This is a genomic window from Sphaerochaeta sp. PS, from assembly GCF_032144095.1.
Taxonomy (GTDB): Bacteria; Spirochaetota; Spirochaetia; order Sphaerochaetales; family Sphaerochaetaceae; genus Sphaerochaeta.
Map to the genome: position 1 here is coordinate 54329 of NZ_JAVSNJ010000001.1, position 18472 is coordinate 72800.

16 protein-coding genes are annotated in these 18472 nt (G+C 51.5%); 13 read left to right on the plus strand and 3 right to left on the minus strand.

From position 1 onward, the window contains the following. Positions 1 to 40 precede the first annotated feature (40 nt). From dnaJ to ROJ03_RS00355, 7 genes are all read left to right on the plus strand, one after another. Positions 41 to 1186: a molecular chaperone DnaJ gene (gene dnaJ / locus ROJ03_RS00325; protein WP_313724982.1), complete on the plus strand. Its 1146-nt coding sequence runs from the start codon at positions 41 to 43 to the stop codon at positions 1184 to 1186. A gap of 75 nt (positions 1187 to 1261) precedes the next feature. After that, positions 1262 to 2026, plus strand: a complete 765-nt coding sequence (gene rlmB / locus ROJ03_RS00330) for a 23S rRNA (guanosine(2251)-2'-O)-methyltransferase RlmB (protein WP_313724983.1) — start codon at positions 1262 to 1264, stop codon at positions 2024 to 2026. 179 nt (positions 2027 to 2205) lie between these two features. Next, on the plus strand, positions 2206 to 3423 hold the full coding sequence (locus tag ROJ03_RS00335; RefSeq protein ID WP_313724984.1) for a DUF3798 domain-containing protein: 1218 nt from the start codon (positions 2206 to 2208) through the stop codon (positions 3421 to 3423). Positions 3424 to 3596: 173 nt separating this feature from the next. After that, positions 3597 to 5231 carry a sugar ABC transporter ATP-binding protein gene (locus ROJ03_RS00340; protein ID WP_313724985.1) on the plus strand — a complete coding sequence of 545 codons (1635 nt, stop codon included), beginning with the start codon at positions 3597 to 3599 and terminating at the stop codon, positions 5229 to 5231. Beyond that, positions 5228 to 6289, plus strand: a complete 1062-nt coding sequence (locus ROJ03_RS00345; protein WP_313724986.1) for an ABC transporter permease subunit — start codon at positions 5228 to 5230, stop codon at positions 6287 to 6289. The genes ROJ03_RS00340 and ROJ03_RS00345 overlap by 4 nt, the downstream gene beginning before the upstream one ends. Beyond that, positions 6286 to 7401 (plus strand): ABC transporter permease, encoded by a 1116-nt coding sequence (locus tag ROJ03_RS00350; protein WP_313724987.1) that lies wholly within the window; start codon positions 6286 to 6288, stop codon positions 7399 to 7401. Before ROJ03_RS00345 ends, ROJ03_RS00350 begins: the two co-directional genes overlap by 4 nt. After that, entirely contained in the window at positions 7398 to 7880 is a 483-nt protein-coding gene (locus tag ROJ03_RS00355; RefSeq protein ID WP_313724988.1) for a DUF6672 family protein, read from the plus strand. The genes ROJ03_RS00350 and ROJ03_RS00355 overlap by 4 nt, the downstream gene beginning before the upstream one ends. 352 nt (positions 7881 to 8232) lie before the next feature. Here the strand turns inward: ROJ03_RS00355 and purD are convergent, their stop codons facing one another. The 3 genes from purD to ROJ03_RS00370 are packed head-to-tail and all read right to left on the minus strand — an operon-like array spanning position 8233 to position 11328. Continuing rightward, on the minus strand, positions 8233 to 9489 hold the full coding sequence (gene purD / locus ROJ03_RS00360) for a phosphoribosylamine--glycine ligase (protein ID WP_313724989.1): 1257 nt from the start codon (positions 9487 to 9489) through the stop codon (positions 8233 to 8235). 58 nt (positions 9490 to 9547) lie between these two features. Beyond that, positions 9548 to 10549 carry a tRNA dihydrouridine synthase DusB gene (gene dusB / locus ROJ03_RS00365; protein ID WP_313724990.1) on the minus strand — a complete coding sequence of 334 codons (1002 nt, stop codon included), beginning with the start codon at positions 10547 to 10549 and terminating at the stop codon, positions 9548 to 9550. Next, positions 10546 to 11328: a TatD family hydrolase gene (locus tag ROJ03_RS00370; protein WP_313724991.1), complete on the minus strand. Its 783-nt coding sequence runs from the start codon at positions 11326 to 11328 to the stop codon at positions 10546 to 10548. Before ROJ03_RS00370 ends, dusB begins: the two co-directional genes overlap by 4 nt. A 199-nt stretch (positions 11329 to 11527) precedes the next feature. Between ROJ03_RS00370 and ROJ03_RS00375 the strand changes: the two genes are divergently transcribed. The 6 genes from ROJ03_RS00375 to rho all read left to right on the plus strand — a co-directional run bounded on the left by ROJ03_RS00375 (position 11528) and on the right by rho (position 18446). Continuing rightward, complete coding sequence (locus ROJ03_RS00375) at positions 11528 to 12589, plus strand: regulatory iron-sulfur-containing complex subunit RicT (RefSeq protein WP_313724992.1); 1062 nt, start codon at positions 11528 to 11530, stop codon at positions 12587 to 12589. Positions 12590 to 12713: 124 nt separating this feature from the next. Further along, entirely contained in the window at positions 12714 to 12995 is a 282-nt protein-coding gene (gene rpsT, locus ROJ03_RS00380) for a 30S ribosomal protein S20 (protein WP_313724993.1), read from the plus strand. An 82-nt stretch (positions 12996 to 13077) separates the two neighbouring features. Then, the gene (locus ROJ03_RS00385) at positions 13078 to 13398 is read left to right on the plus strand and encodes an HU family DNA-binding protein (RefSeq protein ID WP_313724994.1); all 321 of its coding nucleotides are present in this window, start codon (positions 13078 to 13080) and stop codon (positions 13396 to 13398) included. Between the two features lie 35 nt (positions 13399 to 13433). Beyond that, a complete protein-coding gene (lnt, locus tag ROJ03_RS00390) occupies positions 13434 to 15092 on the plus strand; it encodes an apolipoprotein N-acyltransferase (protein ID WP_313724995.1) in 1659 nt (552 codons plus the stop codon). Positions 15093 to 15094: 2 nt separating this feature from the next. Next, positions 15095 to 16360 carry a nicotinamide-nucleotide amidohydrolase family protein gene (locus ROJ03_RS00395; RefSeq protein WP_313724996.1) on the plus strand — a complete coding sequence of 422 codons (1266 nt, stop codon included), beginning with the start codon at positions 15095 to 15097 and terminating at the stop codon, positions 16358 to 16360. A gap of 154 nt (positions 16361 to 16514) precedes the next feature. Continuing rightward, positions 16515 to 18446, plus strand: coding sequence for a transcription termination factor Rho (rho, locus tag ROJ03_RS00400; RefSeq protein WP_313724997.1), 1932 nt, complete (start codon positions 16515 to 16517; stop codon positions 18444 to 18446). The last annotated feature ends 26 nt before the right edge of the window (positions 18447 to 18472 follow it).

Sequence of the window (18472 nt, forward strand, 5' to 3'; positions counted from 1 at the left end):
TGATGTTTCTAAAGCCAATTTGTTCTAAGGAAGTCGTACCGTGGCGAAACGAGATTATTATGAAGTGCTTGGGGTCTCTAAGACTGCAAAGCTGGATGAGATAAAGAAGGCATACCGTAAGCTTGCCATAGCCAACCACCCTGACAGGAATCCTGGGGACAAGGAAGCTGAAGAGCGATTCAAGGAAGCTACTGAAGCCTACGATGTCATATCCGATGAGAAAAAACGCCAAATGTATGATCAGTTCGGGTTTGCCGGGCTTGATGGTTCAAATGGTGGCGCCCATGACTACTCAAATGTCTACCGGGATTTTAGCGATATATTCGGTGGTGGCTTTGGTGGTGGTGGCGGCGGCTTTGAAGATATTTTCAGTTCTTTCTTTGGCGGTGGTGGCTCACGAAGCCAAGGCCGAGGTGGTCAGAGAGGGCCGGAACCAGGTGCTTCTTTGCGTTATGATGTTGAGATAGATTTCAAGGATGCCGTGTTCGGCAGCAAGGTTGATGTCGCATACTCCCATCAGGTTGGCTGTGACGTCTGTAGTGGTTCCGGTTCCCAAGGGGGATCTGGTACCAAGGTTTGCCCTACCTGTAACGGTAGTGGCCAAGTCAGGCGAAACAGTGGCTTCTTCGCTGTAGCGAGCACCTGCCCTACCTGTAATGGCAGTGGCCGTGTTATCGAGAACCCTTGCACCGAGTGCCATGGCAGTGGTCTGAAACGCAAGCAGCAGAAGGTCAAGGTGACCATCCCTGCCGGTGTGGATAATGGCAGCCGTGTCGTACTTCGTGGAATGGGTGATGCAGGAGCCAATGGAGGCCCTTCAGGGGATCTCTACGTCTATGTAAATGTAAAGAACCACAAATATTTTGTTCGGCAGGATTATGACCTTTTCTGTCAGGTACCCATCTCCATTACCCAAGCTTCGCTTGGAGCTGAAATCCAGGTTCCCACCATAGATGGGCAGTCCATCAAGGTGGCAATCCCTGCTGGTGTCCAGTCTGGGAAGATGCTCAGGGTCCGTGGAAGGGGGGTGACAAAGCTCAACTCTACAGACAGGGGCGACATGTACCTGAAGCTGCTCGTGCAGGTTCCCAAGCGCATGAACTCCAAGGCAAAGAAAATCATGCAGGATCTGGCAGAGGCCCTTGGTGAGGAAACTTCGCCAACTCCTGTCCCATTTGAGGATTAAATAGTGCCCTACCTCTACGATGAGGTAGCCTAATGTTATGTAATGCAGTAAGCTTTTAGAACCAGGAGATAGAGAATGGGAGAGAAGATATTTGGCGTTCATGCCATAGAAGAGGGCCTCAAGCAGGCCGCATCAGGGTCAGTATTGTACCTGTGTCGCGGCATGCGGGGCCATACAGAAGCTTTGGAACGTCAGGCAGTGCTGACTGGAAAAGTAATAATAAAAAAGATTGCCAAGGTTGAGATGGATCGCATGGTTGACCAGGCTGACCATCGGGGTGCTGTATTGGAATTGGCCAGTACGGACAAAGGACCTTCCAAGATTCAGATGAGTACGATCAAGGAGTTCTGTGCCAAGCTCAAGGATGATGAGAGTGCCTTGGTCCTTGTGTTGGATGAGCTCACCGATCCGCAGAACCTGGGGGCAATCCTCCGATCTGCTGACCAGTTTTCAGTATCGTTGGTTGTGATTCCCGAAAGGCGAAGTGCACAGGCAAACTCCACCGTGGTGAAGGTATCCTCTGGAGCCGCCCAATATGTTCCGATGGCCGTCGTCACCAACCTCAATCGTGAGATAGAGAACCTCAAGAGCAATGGCTTCTGGGTATATGGTGCTGACATGGCTGGCAAGGAATCATTCAAGACCGTATTCCCCAAAAGAACGGTCCTGGTCATGGGCAATGAGGGCAAGGGCCTAAGGGACCTTACCAAGTCGCTTTGCGACCAGATTGTCTCCATTCCTACCACAGGACATATCGATTCCTTGAATGTTTCTGTTGCAACAGGAATCCTCCTCTATGAGGTCAGGCGACAACAAGCGGTAGCAACTCCTAGCAAATAACCATACAGAAATGTAAAAAAGTACAGGACATTTGTCGCAATTTGTGCAGCAAATGTCCTGTTTTCTATATTTATACCTTAAAGTTGCAGTAAAATGTATGAAATTCCATTCTTTTCTTGCAAGGAACCAATCTTTTCCGTATCATAAGAAGCAACTATCCCTAAAGGAGAGAAGTAGAAATGAAAAAGATGTTTGCTCTCGTTCTTTGCATTCTTCTGGTTTCTGGCGTTATGTTTGCTGCCGGAAACAAAGAAGCTGCTCCCGCTGCCAAATCTGGCGCAGATTTTCACATCGGTATTGTCACCGGTACGGTATCCCAGTCTGAAGATGACCTCCGTGGTGCAGAGCGCCTCATTCAAGAGTACGGTTCTGTAAGCAACGGTGGTATGATCCAGCACGTTACCTATCCTGACAACTTCATGGATGAAGCAGAGACCACCATCAGTGTTATTGCTGGTCTTGCTGATGACCCGAAGATGAAAGCCATCATTGTAAACCAGGCCATTCCTGGAACAACCGAAGCTTTCCGCCGTATCAAAGAGAAAAGAAGTGATGTCCTTTGCATCGCTGGTGAAGCACACGAAGATCCAGGTGTAATCCAGACAGCAGCTGACCTTGCCGTCAACAACGACTTCATTGCTCGTGGTTACCTGATCATCCGCACTGCCTATGAACTTGGTTGTGATACATTCGTGCACATCTCCTTCCCAAGGCACCTCAGCTATGAGACCTTGAGTCGCCGTGCAGCGATCATGAAAGCAACCTGTGCAGACCTCGGCATGAAGTTTGTCATGGAAACCGCTCCTGACCCGACCAGCGACGTTGGTGTTGCCGGTGCTCAGCAGTACATCCTCGAGAAAGTTCCCGCATGGATCGAAACATATGGAAAGAATGCAGCATTCTTCTGTACGAACGATGCCCACACCGAGCCTTTGCTCAAGCAGCTCTTGGCTTACGGTGGCTACTTCATCGAAGCTGACCTTCCTAGCCCTCTGATGGGTTATCCTGGCGCCTTGGGTCTTGACCTCTCTGCAGAAGCTGGTGATTTCACCGCAATCCTGAAGAAGGTTGAGTCTGCAATCGTCGCCAAGGGTGGCGCAGGCCGCTTCGGCACCTGGGCATTCTCCTATGGCTATACCTGTACTGCCGGCCTTGGCCAGCATGCTATCAACGTCCTCAAGGGCGAAAGTGAGCTTCTCAAGCTTTCTGACGTCATGAAGGCCTTTAACAAGTATACTCCTGGAGCCAGATGGAATGGTGCTCCCTACTCAGATGTCAATACTGGCGTCAGGGCAAAGAACCACATCCTGATCTATCAGGATACCTACATGATGGGTAAGGGCTATATGGGCAATGCTGATCTGGTAGTTCCAGACAAGTATTTCTCCATAAAATAACGTTACGTAGTTGAATCCTTAAGGGGAGAGTCGTACTCTCCCCTTTTGTACGAAGGGAAGGGAAGTAGTTCCCTTCTCTTGTAGTGTTTTTTCTTCTATTATATGACAAACTTGGCCGTCACCGTTGCGTTTATGACGCAAGGGTCACAACCAAGATTGAAAGGATTGAACATATGAATGAAAAAGAGACCCCGTTGCTGGAGATGAGTCACATCAGCAAGGACTTTTTCGGTAACCAGGTTCTTACCGATGTGAACTTCACCCTGAAAAAGGGTGAAATTCTCGGATTGGTAGGCGAAAATGGTGCCGGTAAGTCAACCCTGATGAAAATTCTCTTTGGCATGGATGAAATCCACCAGACCGGTGGCTTTGGGGGGGAGATACTGATAGACGGTAAGAAGGTGCTTTTTTCAACTCCCATTGATGCCTTGGCCGCTGGGATTGGAATGGTCCACCAGGAATTCTCACTGTTACCTGATTTTACCGCTACTGAGAATATTCTTCTCAATAGGGAACCCCTGAAATATACCCTATTCTCCGAACTGTTTGGCGAGCGCCTCAACACCCTCGATAGGGAGAAGATGCTTCAGATCTCTGAGAAGGCAATAGGCCGTCTTGCTGTCTACTTGGACCCGGAGATGATGGTTTCCCAGATGCCTGTCGGGCACAAGCAGTTTACTGAGATCGCGCGTGAGCTGAGCAAGGAAGCCACTGATGTAACTGAAGGGATCAAGCTCCTCGTTCTTGACGAACCGACCGCGGTCCTCTCAGAACAGGAGGCTGAAAGCCTTCTCAAGGCCATGCGCCTCCTCTCGGAGTCAGGAATTGCCATCATCTTCATCAGCCATAGGCTGCAGGAGATCATCGATGTCTGTGACACCATCATGGTCATGCGTGATGGGATGATCATCAAGACCGTTCCCTCTGAGGGGGTCGCAATCCCCGACATCGCCAGATGGATGGTCGGTCGAGAGGTCAGCACCACAGCCCATCACAAGAGAAAGGCCAAGGTAGATGAACAAGAGGTCCTGCTGCAGATGAAGAACCTCTGGGTCGATATGCCCGGCGAGGTTGTACGCAATGTCAACCTTGATGTATTCAAGGGTGAGATCATTGGCATTGGAGGTATGGCCGGGCAAGGAAAGCTTGGCATCCCCAACGGTGCGATGGGCCTGTTCCCTGCTGGTGGGCAGATCTTCTTTGAGGGAAAGGAGATCCCGCTTAACAGCCCCCGTAACTTCCTCGATGCAGGAATGGCCTTTGTCAGTGAGGACCGCCGCGGGGTTGGCCTCCTCCTTGACGAGACCCTGGAGTGGAACGTCTCCTTCACCGCAATGCAGGTGCACGAGAAATACCTGAAGAAATATCTCGGAGGGGCTCTGAAATGGCGCGACCAGAAAGCAATTGAAGAGGCTACGGCCTCCTATGTAAAGCAGATGGAGATTCGCTGTACCAGCACCAAGCAGAAGGCAAAGGAGCTTTCTGGAGGTAACCAGCAGAAGATCTGCCTGGCCAAGGCCTTTGCTGTCGAACCGAAACTGCTGTTTGTCTCAGAACCTACCAGGGGAATCGATATCGGTGCAAAATCCTTGGTTTTGCAGGCGTTGAGAAAATATAATGAAGAACAAGGAACTACCATTGTCATGATTTCTTCCGAGCTGGAAGAACTGAGGGCGATCTGTGACCGAATTGCCATCGTTTCCGATGGCAAGGTTCTGGGAATCCTTCCCGCCTCCACCGATAGTGCCGAATTCGGCCTCTTGATGGTTGGACAGAAGAGTGAGTTAGTTGACGGAGGTAGTGTATGAACATGCAAAAAGTGATCTCTGCCGTCCAGCATGCGGTCAAATCCTTTGGATTGCCCCGCATCATCATCGGCCTGTTTTTGCTGTTGCTGTTTATTGCGGCTCCTTTTGTAGGGGTCAATATCGGTACCAGCCTCTCGGATACGCTGAACAGGTTTGGCATGAATGCAGTGATGGTCCTGGCGATGGTGCCGATGATCCACAGTGGCTGTGGCCTGAATTTTGGACTTCCATTGGGAATCATAGCTGGATTGCTCGGAGGGACCCTCTCCATGCAATGCAACTTTACCGGCCCGGCCTCCTTTGCCATGGCCATCCTCTTTGCAACCCCGTTTGCCGTAATACTCGGTTGGGGGTACGGACAGTTGCTCAACAAGGTAAAGGGCGGGGAGATGATGATCGCCACCTATGTGGGGTTCTCCTCCGTTGCCTTCATGTGCATCATGTGGCTTTTGTTGCCATATTCCAACCCTACCATGGTATGGGGGTACAGCGGCAGCGGCCTGCGTACCACCATCTCAACCGAAGGGTACTACCTGCACGTGCTCAATAATTTCTTGTCGATCAGGCTGACTGACCATCTTACCATTCCGACAGGCATGTTCATCTTCTTCGGAATATTGGCACTTGCCATCTGGGCATTCCTGCACACCAAGACCGGCACTGCCATGACGGCTGTAGGGTCCAACCCTGTGTTTGCCCGGGCAAGCGGCATCAATGTTGACAGGGTCCGTACCTTGAGCGTTGTCATGTCCACCTGGCTGGGTGCCTTGGGAATTCTGGTCTACCAGCAGAGCTTTGGATTCATCCAGCTCTACATGGGCCCCTTCTACATGGCCCTGCCTGCAGTATCGGCCATCCTCATCGGAGGGGCTTCGGTCAACAAGGCCACCATTACCAATGTCATTGTAGGAACGTTCCTGTTCCAGGGGATCCTTACCATGACCCCTTCAGTGATGAACTCAATGATTCACACCGATATGTCTGAAGTTATCAGGATCATCGTTTCCAATGGCATGATCCTCTACGCTTTGACCAGAAAAACGGAGGCTGTTCGATGAAGCTCCAAAGAACAAACATACAGAAGGTGAAACGCTTTCTTGGAAACAATACGGTTCCTATCCTGTTTTTGGTGATTTGTGCCTTCGGCATACCCCTAAGCGGGTACTCGGCAAACTACCTTGTCAGTGAGGTTGTGGTCCGTATCGCCCGTAACTCATTTCTCATCGTCAGCCTCCTGATTCCTATCCTCGCCGGCATGGGATTGAACTTCGGCATGACACTGGGTGCAATGGCAGGACAGATCGGGCTGATCTTCATCAGTGACTGGGGCATCGTCGGGATCCCCGGGATGCTGCTTGCCATGATCATCTCCACCCCCATATCCATTGCGCTCGGTATCTGGTGTGGAAAGATCCTGAATATGGCCAAGGGCCGGGAAATGGTCACCAGCTATATCATCGGCTTTTTCATGAACGGTATCTACCAGCTGGTCGTCCTCTATGGCATGGGTGCCATCATCCCCATCCGTTCCGCTGCCCTGGTGCTCCCACGTGGCTATGGTATCCGCAATACGGTTAACCTTATCGGCATCAGAAAGAGCCTGGATAGCCTTCTGATGGTGCGTGTGCTTGGCGTCCCCATCCCCCTGGTTACCTTGGTTGTCATCGCACTGCTGTGCATTTTCATCCTCTGGTTCAAGAAGACAAAACTTGGGCAGGATATGCGTGCAGTAGGGCAGGACATGGAGGTAGCGCGTGCTGCAGGCATCAAGGTTGAGCATACCCGTATCGTCTCCATCGTCATCTCGACGGTGTTTGCCGGCTATGGAATGATCATCTACCTGCAGAACATTGGAACCCTCAACACCTACAACAGCCATATGCAGATCGGTATGTTCAGTGTCGCAGCCCTGCTCGTGGGTGGAGCGACCGTCAGCAAAGCCAACATCCGCAACGTCTTTTTGGGTGTCATACTCTTCCACCTGATGTTCATCGTTTCTCCCATGGCCGGAAAGAACCTGATCGGCCAGGCCCAGCTCGGAGAGTACTTCAGGGTATTTGTCTCCTATGGGGTCATCACCATCTCGCTGGTCCTCTACGAAGTACGGAAGAAACATGACCGGGGCATTGCAGGGCAGATCCTTGCAGCAGAACAGGAGGCTGGAGCATGAAGATACACTTTGGAAAGACATTCACGGTACGTCTTGTTGCGATAGTGCTGGTCATCCTGTTTGGTGTCATGCTCTTCTTCATCGGCAAGCAGCATACCATCCTGCTCGACAATAAGGCCATTACGGTTGCTGGAAAGGAAATCCCTGCTTTGAAGCTTGTTGAGGTGCAGATCGACAAGTTCCCGTCCATGGAGTTCGTTCCAAGGGACAGGGACAAGGTTGATGTGACCATGCAGAAGCATTCGGTGACGATTACCTACACCGATGCAAGCTGGGAGGAGATCAGCATCACCAGGAAGTTCCAGGTCCCTCTGATGGATGAGATGGTCATCATCTCCATCCCCACCTTGGTGGCTAATCCTGATGCACCCCAGAGCCTCTGGCTGGAGAAGTATGTGGTCCCTGCCTATGCAGTCCAAGCTGTCCCTGCCGATGAGGTTATCGTCACAGATGAGCTTGCAGGTTTGATCTCCCAGTAACCTGTAACAGAGTAACGATTCGAGAGAGACGGGTACCGACATGGTGTCCGTCTCTTTTCTTTGGCTTTCCTGAAAACTTCGTGTAGGGATTTGCCATTTCTTGCCTCTAGAAGCTGGTATCTTTGCATAGGATATAGGTTTCTTTGTACACTGCCTGAATGAAACCGTACACAACAGCATTTTTGTTGACTAGCTGGGGATTGTGCCGCTTCCCTAAGAAAGCATCCATGATATGCCCCGAAACACCTTCTGATGTATCCCTTTGCGTGGGGGAGGTGGGCGCTTATGCAATTGTGTGGCGGGACTGGAAAAAGAGAGGCTCTTCGCTTGGCGAAGAGCCTTTTTGACTTTGTCAGTTGGTAAAGAAGTTGTCCCCGATATCAGGGCGATACCAGGAGCCGGGGAATGCAATATGCCCTACGCCCTTGTATGCATTCTTGTTTGCATCCATGATATTGTAGCCAATTCCCACGACAGTGACACATCTTCCCCCATTGGTAATGAGCCTGTCACTCTCAGAACGCACCCCTCCGAAGAAATAGAAGGGAGAGCCTTGGAATGCATTGAGCATCAGGGCAGCCGGGATGGGCTTGAGTTCCTTTCCGAAGATGGGCTCCTCAGGATACCCCTCTGATGCGACCACAAGAGCTACCGCACTGTTGGTGGAGACCTCAAGGTTGAGGGTGGATAGGGTATCATTCTTCATGGCATCTAGGATTTCGATGATGTCCGTCTTGATGAGGGGCACGATTGCCTGGGCTGCCGGATCGTTGAACCTGACGTGGTAGTCAACCAGGATCGGGCCCTTGCTGGTGATGATGACGCTGATGGTCAGCACTCCCTTGTAGGCCATTCTCTCGGCCTTGAGGCCGAACAGGGTTGGTTCTATGATGGTATCGACAAGTGCTTGGCTGACAGACTCCTGGAGAGGGACGGGACAGATCGATCCCATGCCTCCTGTTGGTAGGCCACCATGTCCTGCCTTCATGTAGTCGCTGGAGGAGGGCAACATCATGTAGCCCTTGTTGTCGACTAGCAAGGTGAGGGTGATGGGCAATCCATTGAGGTGTTCCTCAAGCATGATCGAACCGGTAGCCAGGATTTTCTTGGAGAACTTCATCAGGGCATCGTAATCGGAGGAGTCTATCATGACACGGCTGGGTGCTATGGTGTTGCTCTTTACGACGAACCGCTGTCCAACATGCCTTTTCAGGTATTCCGAAAGCTTCTCGGCATCGTCAAATACATAGTGGGTTGGGGTGGGGATGTTATGCCTGTCGGTGAACTTCCTTGAGAAGTCACGGTCCCCTTCAAGCTTCAAGGCCCTGCTGGGAGCCCCGAAGGTATCAATGCCCCGTTCATTCAGGTAGTCGATGACACCGGTAAACAGAGGAGCCTCCGTTCCGATGAAGACATACTCGATATGGTTTTCCTTGCAGGCCTCATATACCTGCTTTGGGTCTGCAGGATCGATGGCGAGATTTGTTGCAATGTATTCAGTACCCACATTCCCTGGAGCGACATACAAGCCATGGATAAGACGGCTCTGGGAAAACCACCATGCAATGGCATGGTCTTTGGCTCCTGAGCCCAGCACTAGTATTCTCATTGCAATTCCTTTATGCGAAATTCTCTCTGCTAAACGTACCATTTTACCTGTTGAGAGGTCAACAACTTGTATGGAGCATTTCCATAGCCTGCAGGTAGTCGTCACGCTTTGTCGCAGTTACAATTGCCTGCTTGACCTGGGCTGTGTTCGGCCTTCCTTTCAGATAGGAACAGGAGTGCTTGCGCATCTGGATGCAGGCACTTTTTTCGCCATAGTGGGCTATCATGAGGTCGAGATGGCGTAGGATGACATGGACAGTCTGCTCCAGAGGGATGCTTTGGGGCTCACGTCCTGCAAGGATATCCTTGGCCTGGGCGAAGATGAAGGGGTTGCCGATGGCGCCCCGGGCAAACATGATGCCGTCGATGCCCGTTTCGGTGAGCATCCTCTTTGCATCCTGTGCATGGAAAAGGTCGCCTGACCCAAAGATGGGTACCTGGTACCCCTTTTGCATGCAGTACCCCTTCAAGGTGGTCAGTTTTGTCCAATCTGCAAAAGGTGCATACCCCTGGGCACGGGTCCTGGCATGGAGGGTAAGCATGGCGGCTCCCCCATCCAAGGCAGCCTGGGCAAATTCCAGGTAGTTTTCGCTGTTTGCATCCCAACCGGTCCTGAACTTCACCGATACGGGAATCGGGAGCGTCCTTGTAATCGTTCGCACTATCTCTGTGATGGAGGCGGGGTCCTTCATCATTGAGGAACCTGCGCCGGTCTTGGTCACCTTGGGCACGGGGCAGCCACAATTGATGTCGATGAATGTGGGGTTGAAGGGGGCAAGCCGCTCAAGGGCGCCCTCCAGGGAATCGGTAGCCCCCATGAAGAGCTGTACCGCATATTGCTGTTCGTTTTCTGCCCGTTTGAGCAGGTCCATGGTCTTCTCGCCGTCACGGGAGAGGCCCTCGGCGCTGACCATTTCAGTGAAGGTCATGTCTGCACCCATCTCGATGCAGAGCGAGCGGAAAGGCACGTCAGTGTATCCTGCAAGGGGTGCGAGAAAGAGGTTTCCCTGTATCTCTACGTTTCCTATGGTTACCGGGTGATGGAGATCCTGTTCTTTCATACGTCCTTTGGAAGGGAGAAGGCCCTTAGGCTGTTAGCATAAAGGCTTTCGCTAAGCTCTTCAAGATAGGTTTCCCTGATTTGGCTAAGAGCTTTGGCCGTTTCAACTATGTAGGATATCTTGTTCCGCTCCCCTTTGTAGGGGTAGGGTGTCATGAAGGGCGCCTCGCTTTCTATGACGATTCTCTCTATGGGAAGGTTGTGCGCAACCTCTTGGATGCTCCGGCTGTTCTTGAAGGTGAGGTTGCCAGCAAAGGAGAAGGTAAGGTTGAGTTCAAGGGCTTTTTTCGCAAACTCCCAGTCCTCGCCGAAGCAGTGGAGGATCCCTCCCTTTGGGGGGAGTTTTTCGGCAAGGATGTTCAGCAGGTCATCCCCTGAATTCCTGTTGTGGATGATTACCGGCAGGTCAAGTTGCTTGGCAAGCTCGAGGTGCTTGAGAAAAAGCTCTATCTGCAGGGACTTGTCCCCTCCAAACATATGGTAGTAGTCAAGCCCGGTCTCCCCAATGGCGATGACACGGTTTTTTGTGGCGTGGGAGAGGATCCTCTCCTCCCAATCCTTTCCAGGATTGGCAACCTCCGTAGGTGATACCCCTACTGCGTGGAATACATTGGAGGCGCTTTCGAGGTTCGCATAGGTCCTCTCGAAGTCGGAGAGGCTGTTGCAGATGCTCACGATGTGTTTTACCATCTTGACCCTTGCGAGCTGGACCGCAAGCAGTTGTTCCATTTTATCATCTTGGAGCAACCCTATATGTGCGTGCGTATCAAAGAATTGCATACAGGCTCCTTGAGGTTGGATTCTCACTTGTTAGGAAGTAGTGTCTAAAATATACCATGAGCAATGGTAATCGTCAATATACGTAATTCATATAGACAGAAATAGTTATATCCAGTTATATACAGTTTGACAATTATTGTAACACGTGGTAGCGTAGTTTTTAGCGAGTGTGCTCGGCCTTTAGGGGCAAAGGATTTGCATGAAGAAAGATCGTTTACGAGCTACTGAGAGTGCTCCTGTGAAAAACAGGCCCTCCAGTGCCTATATATATCTAGTCAAGAACCCTTCCTCCAATGAGACTTCCATCTGCGCCTGGGATACCGTTCTCTACCCAGGGACCAGTGTGGTAGCGCCTACCAGATATGGCTTGGACATGGGTGTTGTGGTTTCCGGTGCCGACAAGTTGGGCAAGGCCTACCAGAAGGGAAATGACCAGTGCTGTGGTGCCTGCCAGCATGGGGAGCCCATTGCTGATGAACCCCTGTCATCGGAAGAGGAGATTCTCTGGAGTGATGAGCCTGACGAGGACCTCGCCGACGGGGGCAGAAAGCACACCCTGGAGATGGTCCAGCTTTCGGCTGACACCCAATGGATCGACAGGCTTGCAACCCCTACTGATATGGATCGCTTCAAGGAACTATCGGAAAAGGAAGACGAGGCGATGAAGATCTGCAGGGAGAAGATTGCCCTGCACAAGCTTGACATGAAACTGGTGACCGCCCACTTCCTGCTTGGAGAGCCGAAGATCATATTTTTCTTCACGGCCGATGTACGGGTCGACTTCAGGGAACTGGTCAAGGACCTGGTGACGGTTTTCAGGATCCGCATTGAACTCAGGCAGATCGGGGTCCGGGACGAGAGCCGTGTCCTGGGGGGCCTGGCTGTCTGTGGTCGCGACTACTGCTGCCACAGTGTGACTGACAAGCTCAATCCTGTTTCCATCAAGATGGCGAAAGAACAGAACCTTTCGCTCAATTCCATGAAGATATCAGGCCCCTGTGGTCGTCTGCTTTGTTGTCTCTCCTATGAATTTGACTTTTATGTGGAGGAGAAGCGGAACTATCCACCGGAAGGAAGCAAACTCAAGGTTGGGTTTGAATTGATGAAGATTACGGAAGTAAATATTCTTACAAAAAAAATCACTCTATCGGGGTCTGAAGGAAGGATGCTCAACATCCCTCATTCAGCGGTTTTTTTCAATGATGAGGCCAGTCGTTGGGAGATTACGAAGGAGTATGCAAGCGAATATTTGTCAAATTGATATAAAGCATTGTATTGACCGATTTTAGAGAGTGTGATATTTTGTTAAACCGTCGGCCCTTGTTGCCGATTCTATAATGTATAAGTGAAATACATATTCTGTGTAATATGTTTGGAGGTATTACGTGATTAATAAGTCTGCTGAAAAAAGAGAACGACAGAACGTTGTTCGTAGGATGAGGAATCGTGCTGCAAAGAGCACAATGCGCACCGCTATCAAGAAATTTGATGCTGCTTTGGTAGCTGGGGATAAAGACGCTGCTTCCTCTGCACTGGATTTGAGCCTCAAGTTGCTCGATTCCACTGCCAGCAAAGGCATCATCCATGCCTCTACCGCCGACAGGAAGAAGTCCAGAATGCATGCCCGCTTCAACAAGCTGAATGCTCAGGGTGCAGTTCAGGCATAATTGCCCTGATCTGATGGTAAAATGCCGGTATTGTACTATGCCGGCCTACGCATGAGAAATAAGAAGTGTTGAAGGAGTAACCATGGCAGAACCTAAATTGACTAAAGCGGCCATTATTGAAAGTCTTCATGAAAAGATTGGTCTGAACCGGTCCGATATCCATATGATAATTGACTCATTTTTTGAAGAAGTGAAAGCAGGACTCAAGAATGACCAGGTCATTGAGTTGCGCGGCTTTGGGACTTTCGAAGTTCGCACCCGTAAAGGTAGGGAAAAAGCTCGTAACCCCAAGACAGGTGCCATAGTAGCTGTTGAGACCCACGGGGTTGCAATTTTCCGTCCTGGTAAAGAACTCAAAGATTATGTTTGGGATTTGCGCGACAACAAACCTGTCAATGACTGATTGACCGAACCCGGTTGGATGTAGGAGACACTCTTTTGAATAGCTTGAAAAAGAGACGGAGCCTCAGAACAGTCTGTTCTGAGGTTTTTGTATTGGTGGTAACTGCCTTTGTGTATTCGATGGCCTTTCCTGGCTTTGTTACTATCCATGGATTTGGGTTCATCGCCTTCTTTGCCCTGATACCCCTATTCGCAGTCATCAGGAATACAACCTGGAAACTGGTTCCCGTATATGGGTTCTTTTTTGGGTTTGTCTTCTATCTGTTCTTCAACTATTGGCTGAAGACCTTCCATCCTCTGGCAATCCTCATCGTCCCTATCATCAAGGGCGGTGAGATGGTCCTGCTCTTCCCCCTGTTGAAGGCCGCTGAGAAGCTCTTCAAGAAGTATGGCTATCTTGTCCAGTCGGTAATCTGGGTTGCCTACACCTATGTAAGCCAGAACTGGTTTGCAGGCTATCCCTACGGGACACTCGGCTACGCCATCTATGCCTACCTGCCGCTTATCCAGATAGCCTCACTGGTTGGGGTTTGGGGGGTCACCTTCCTCATGGTGCTTCCACAAACCTTTGTTGGAGCCTGGCTGTGTGATTTCACTGCTGGAAGGGGGCCGTCCTTTGGCGAGGCCCTCAGGGAGCATAGGGTTCCCCTTTTTGCATACCTGGTGTTGGTTGTAGCCTCCCTGGTCTTTGGGTTTGCAACCATGCACTACTGGAAAACCCAACAGCCAGACAAATCCTGGAGGGTTGCGACCATCCAGCATAGCGCCGATACCTGGGAGGGGGGCTATGCAACGTACAAGAAGAACTTCAACAACCTGAGGAAACTGAGCCTTGAAGCCCTCGTTGCCAACCCTGACATGATCCTCTGGTCGGAGACAGCCTTTGTCCCTTCGGTCGCCTGGCACGAGAAATATCCCTCTGACGAGGCAACCTCTGCCTTGGTGGAGGAGTTTGTCAACTTCGGTAAGAGCCTTCCCATCCCGCTGTTGAGCGGAAACCCTGAGGGGGTGATCGACGACCCGAGCAAGCCAGCCCTCCTGGAGGATGGATCGTGGAACCGCAAGGACTACAACACGGTCACCTTCTTTGAAGGCGGAAGGATCAAGAACACCTACCGCAAGCAACATCTGGTTCCTTTTACCGAACACTTCCCCTACGAGAAACAGCTTCCCCTGCTCTATAATCTCCTGCTTGCCAATGATTACAACTGGTGGGAGACCGGGGACGAGAGTGTGGTCTTTGAGACCGATGAAGGGGTTAAGTTCTCAACTCCCATCTGCTTTGAGGATGTCTTTGGTGCCCTGAATGCGGAGTTTGTGCGCAACGGGGCTCAGGTCATCGTAAACATGACCAACGATGGCTGGTCCAAGGCCGTCTCTGCAGAGATGCAGCATCTGGGCATGGCTGTCTTCCGTTCTGTGGAGAACCGCAGGACCACTGTACGGGGAACCAACAGCGGCATGACCTGTCTCATCGATGTGACGGGAAAGATCATCGACCCCATGGAGCCTTTCAAGGTTGGGTGGCATATCTATGATGTGCCGGTCTACACCACCGAGAGCCAAGGCGAGACCTTCTACACGAAACATGACGATTGGTTGGCTTTTGCCTCCATATACCTCTCTGTGATCCTGCTTTCCTTGGGTTTGGTCAAAGAGCTCTTCAGATACATAAGGACAAGGGAAAAGGATTGAACATGCTCTACAAAAGCGCCTCACTGTTTATCATTGGTACTGAGCTTACCCGTGGGGTCATTGCTGACAAGCATTGCCAGGTCATTTCCAGCCAGCTGACGCAGCTTGGCTACCGGGTTGACCGTATGGTGCTTGTCCCCGATGACGGGACCATTGAGAGTGTGCTCAAGGATTGCATCGACAACTGCGATGTGGTCATCATTACCGGCGGCCTCGGGCCCACCAGCGATGACCTTACCCGCAGTATCGTTGCAAAGATTGCACATGTCCCCCTCGTCCGTGACGAGGAGACCTTTGCGGTTCTCTACAAGAGGATCGGCGAACGCATCTGGGGTGCAAACGAGCAGCAGGCGATGATCCCCCTTGGCTTTGAGTCGATCCCGAATCCCAATGGGACGGCAGCCGGCTTTCGGGGCTTCATTCCAGACGGGGAACGCTCCATTGCCTGTGTTGCGATGCCTGGCCCTCCCCGCGAGATGGACCCGATGTTCTTTGATGCCGTGCTGCCCTGGCTTGCACAGCTCATTGGCCATGATGACTTTTCCCGTACAGAGTATTCGACCTTCCTGATAGCAGAAGCCAAGCTGGAAGAGCTCTGCCGCCAGGTCTCCTCACCGGGGATCCAGTGGGGTACCCGATTCCAGGACCTGAAGATCAGCCTCTATCTGGTGGGGGACTCGGAACAGAAGCGCCAGGAGATGGCCCTGCACCTCAAAGGGGTTGTTGGCCCCTCATTGGTAGTGGAGGGCGACGTCATGCCGCTAGACCTCCTGACAGCCCTCCTGAAGCGGGATGGCTTGACGATCAGCTGCGCGGAAAGCTGTACCAGCGGATATCTTGCAAAACTCCTGACCGATGAAAGTGGGAGCTCATCCTGGTTCTGGGGTGGGGCAGCTACCTACTCCAACGATGCCAAGAAGAAGATGCTGGGGGTTCGTGAGAAAACCCTCGAGGCCTTTGGGGCGGTAAGTGGGGAGTGTGCTTCCGAGATGGCTGAAGGAATGCTTGCCCTCAGCTGTTCCGATTATGCCATATCCATCACAGGCATTGCTGGCCCAACCGGTGGCAGTGCAGAGAAGCCTGTGGGAATGGTATGGTTTGGGTTTGCGGCAAAGGGTAGGGAGACCCAAGCGGTAAAACTCCAATTTACCTCATGGGGAAGGGTCTCGGTACGACGAAAAGCGTCGGTTGCTGCATTAATTCTAGCCAGTAGATACATCAATGGGGATGTGTTGCTTGACACTGTGCGTAAGTGGCAATATATTTAGAGCACAACCCGCGGAAATACTAATGGTGCATACTCCTTCACATTTCCGCATATTCTTACAGTAAGTTTTACATTTAGGAACCGGTAAGTGGCCGAGCCTCTAGCATTTGCTTACAGGTAGTTGTCTAAAAATCCGTTCCGTTGGAGTTTATCCTATGTCTTCCGAAGAAATATTGAATGATCAAGCTGACGTAGCTGTCTCATCCGAGCAGGAGTCTGCAAAGAAAGTGATACGTCGCGTAACCCGCAAAAAAAGCCCTGTGGCAGTAGTGGCCTCTGAGCCTTCTGAAGGGCCGGCAGAGGATACTTCTTCGGAACCGAAGAAGAAACGAGGAAGACCCAAGATGAATTCCTCAACCAAGACTGCCACCAGGAAGAAGCCTGTTGCACCAAGGGACCAGGCACAGCTGGAACTGATCGTCGCCGAACCGGTTCTATCCGTCGTTTCGGAACAGCCCAAGGCCCAGCAGGCTCCGATCACCTCCGTCTCCTTTTCCCAACCTGCAACAGGCAACCAAGAGCAGAATGCAGGGACAAACCAGAATCCTGCTCAAAATCATGTTCAGAACAAGAACCAAAACCAAAACCAGAATCAAAATCAGAACCAGAACCAGAACCAACCGAGAAAAAATAGCCAATATGGAAGTCGGCCCGCCCCTGCAAGAAACCAGCAGAACTCCCGCCCCCACACCAAGGGGAGCTTCCAGAAGGGTCAGAGCTTCAGTTCCAATCGTCCGATGCGTTCCAACCAGCAGGATGATGCTTCCAATGACCTGAACATCGAAGAGCATCCAGAGGCCCCCGTACTGAACCTGACCGACTATACCAACCTGACAATTGATGAAGTGCGCAAGGTCGGTGTGGAAAGGGGAATGAATCCGGAAGCCATCCTCGACCTGCGCAAGCAGGAGATCATCGCCGAGATCCTTAGGATCCATAGCTCCCAGGGTGGGGTGATTGTCGGCATTGGGACACTGGAAATCCTTCCTGATGGTTTTGGATTCCTTCGGTCCCCCGCGAACAGCTACCTCTCGGGCCTGGAGGACATCTATGTCTCCCCAGCCCAGATCAAGAGCCTCTACTTGAAGACTGGGGACGTTGTCTATGGACAGGTGCGTACCCCCCGCGATAGCGAGCGGTTCTTTGCCATCCTGCGGATACTGAAAGTCAATGACGATGAGCCAATCTCTGCCAAGATGCGTGTGCCCTTTGACACCCTTACCCCTCTCTTCCCTGATGAAAGACTCCGTCTGGAAACCAGCGAAGGGGATATGGCCACCAGGATCATCGATATGTTCTGTCCCATTGGCAAAGGTCAGCGCTCCCTCATCGTGGCGCCCCCCCGCACTGGAAAGACTGTCCTCTTGCAGAAGATTGCCAACTCGATCAGCATAAACCATCCTGATGTTGTGCTGATGGTGCTGCTCGTGGATGAACGGCCTGAAGAGGTCACCGACATGCGCCGCCATGTCAAGGGTGAGGTCATTGCCTCAACGTTTGACGAGCAGGCCTCACGCCACGTACAGGTTGCCGAGATGGTCATTGAGAAGGCCAAACGCCTGGTTGAGCACAAGAAGGATGTCGTCATCCTCCTGGACTCCATCACCCGTCTTGCCCGTGCATACAACCAGACCGTGCCTGCCAGTGGAAAGATCCTCAGCGGTGGTGTCGACTCAAACGCCCTGCACAAGCCCAAGAGATTCTTTGGAGCAGCAAGAAACATCGAGTTCGGCGGAAGCCTTACCATCGTTGCCACCGGTCTCATCGAGACAGGTTCCAGGATGGACGAGGTTATCTTTGAAGAGTTCAAGGGTACCGGTAACAATGAGATCATACTCGACAGGAGATTGGCCGACAAACGGCAGTTCCCTGCCATCAACATCAAGAAGAGCGGAACCCGAAGGGAGGACCTCTTGATCCCCTCCGACGAGGCTGCCAGGATCTGGTTGACAAGAAATGCCGTAAGTGACATGGATGACCAGGAGATGACGGTCTTCCTCATTGACAAAATTAGGAAGACTAAGGATAATGAATCGTTCTTGCGTTCAATAAATACAGGGATCCCTTCGAACTCTGCAGGTTATTAGGACGGAGACGGCTACAGAAACGTGTC

Excerpts from the sequence above, each read along its gene's own strand:
- rlmB (WP_313724983.1), top strand. The coding sequence starts at position 1,262 with ATGGGAGAGAAGATATTTGGCGTTCATGCCATAGAAGAGGGCCTCAAG.
- ROJ03_RS00335 (WP_313724984.1), top strand. The coding sequence starts at position 2,206 with ATGAAAAAGATGTTTGCTCTCGTTCTTTGCATTCTTCTGGTTTCTGGC.
- ROJ03_RS00340 (WP_313724985.1), top strand. The coding sequence starts at position 3,597 with ATGAATGAAAAAGAGACCCCGTTGCTGGAGATGAGTCACATCAGCAAG.
- ROJ03_RS00345 (WP_313724986.1), top strand. The coding sequence starts at position 5,228 with ATGAACATGCAAAAAGTGATCTCTGCCGTCCAGCATGCGGTCAAATCC.
- ROJ03_RS00350 (WP_313724987.1), top strand. The coding sequence starts at position 6,286 with ATGAAGCTCCAAAGAACAAACATACAGAAGGTGAAACGCTTTCTTGGA.
- ROJ03_RS00355 (WP_313724988.1), top strand. The coding sequence starts at position 7,398 with ATGAAGATACACTTTGGAAAGACATTCACGGTACGTCTTGTTGCGATA.
- purD (WP_313724989.1), bottom strand. The coding sequence starts at position 9,489 with ATGAGAATACTAGTGCTGGGCTCAGGAGCCAAAGACCATGCCATTGCA.
- dusB (WP_313724990.1), bottom strand. The coding sequence starts at position 10,549 with ATGAAAGAACAGGATCTCCATCACCCGGTAACCATAGGAAACGTAGAG.
- ROJ03_RS00370 (WP_313724991.1), bottom strand. The coding sequence starts at position 11,328 with ATGCAATTCTTTGATACGCACGCACATATAGGGTTGCTCCAAGATGAT.
- ROJ03_RS00375 (WP_313724992.1), top strand. The coding sequence starts at position 11,528 with ATGAAGAAAGATCGTTTACGAGCTACTGAGAGTGCTCCTGTGAAAAAC.
- ROJ03_RS00385 (WP_313724994.1), top strand. The coding sequence starts at position 13,078 with ATGGCAGAACCTAAATTGACTAAAGCGGCCATTATTGAAAGTCTTCAT.
- ROJ03_RS00395 (WP_313724996.1), top strand. The coding sequence starts at position 15,095 with ATGCTCTACAAAAGCGCCTCACTGTTTATCATTGGTACTGAGCTTACC.
- rho (WP_313724997.1), top strand. The coding sequence starts at position 16,515 with ATGTCTTCCGAAGAAATATTGAATGATCAAGCTGACGTAGCTGTCTCA.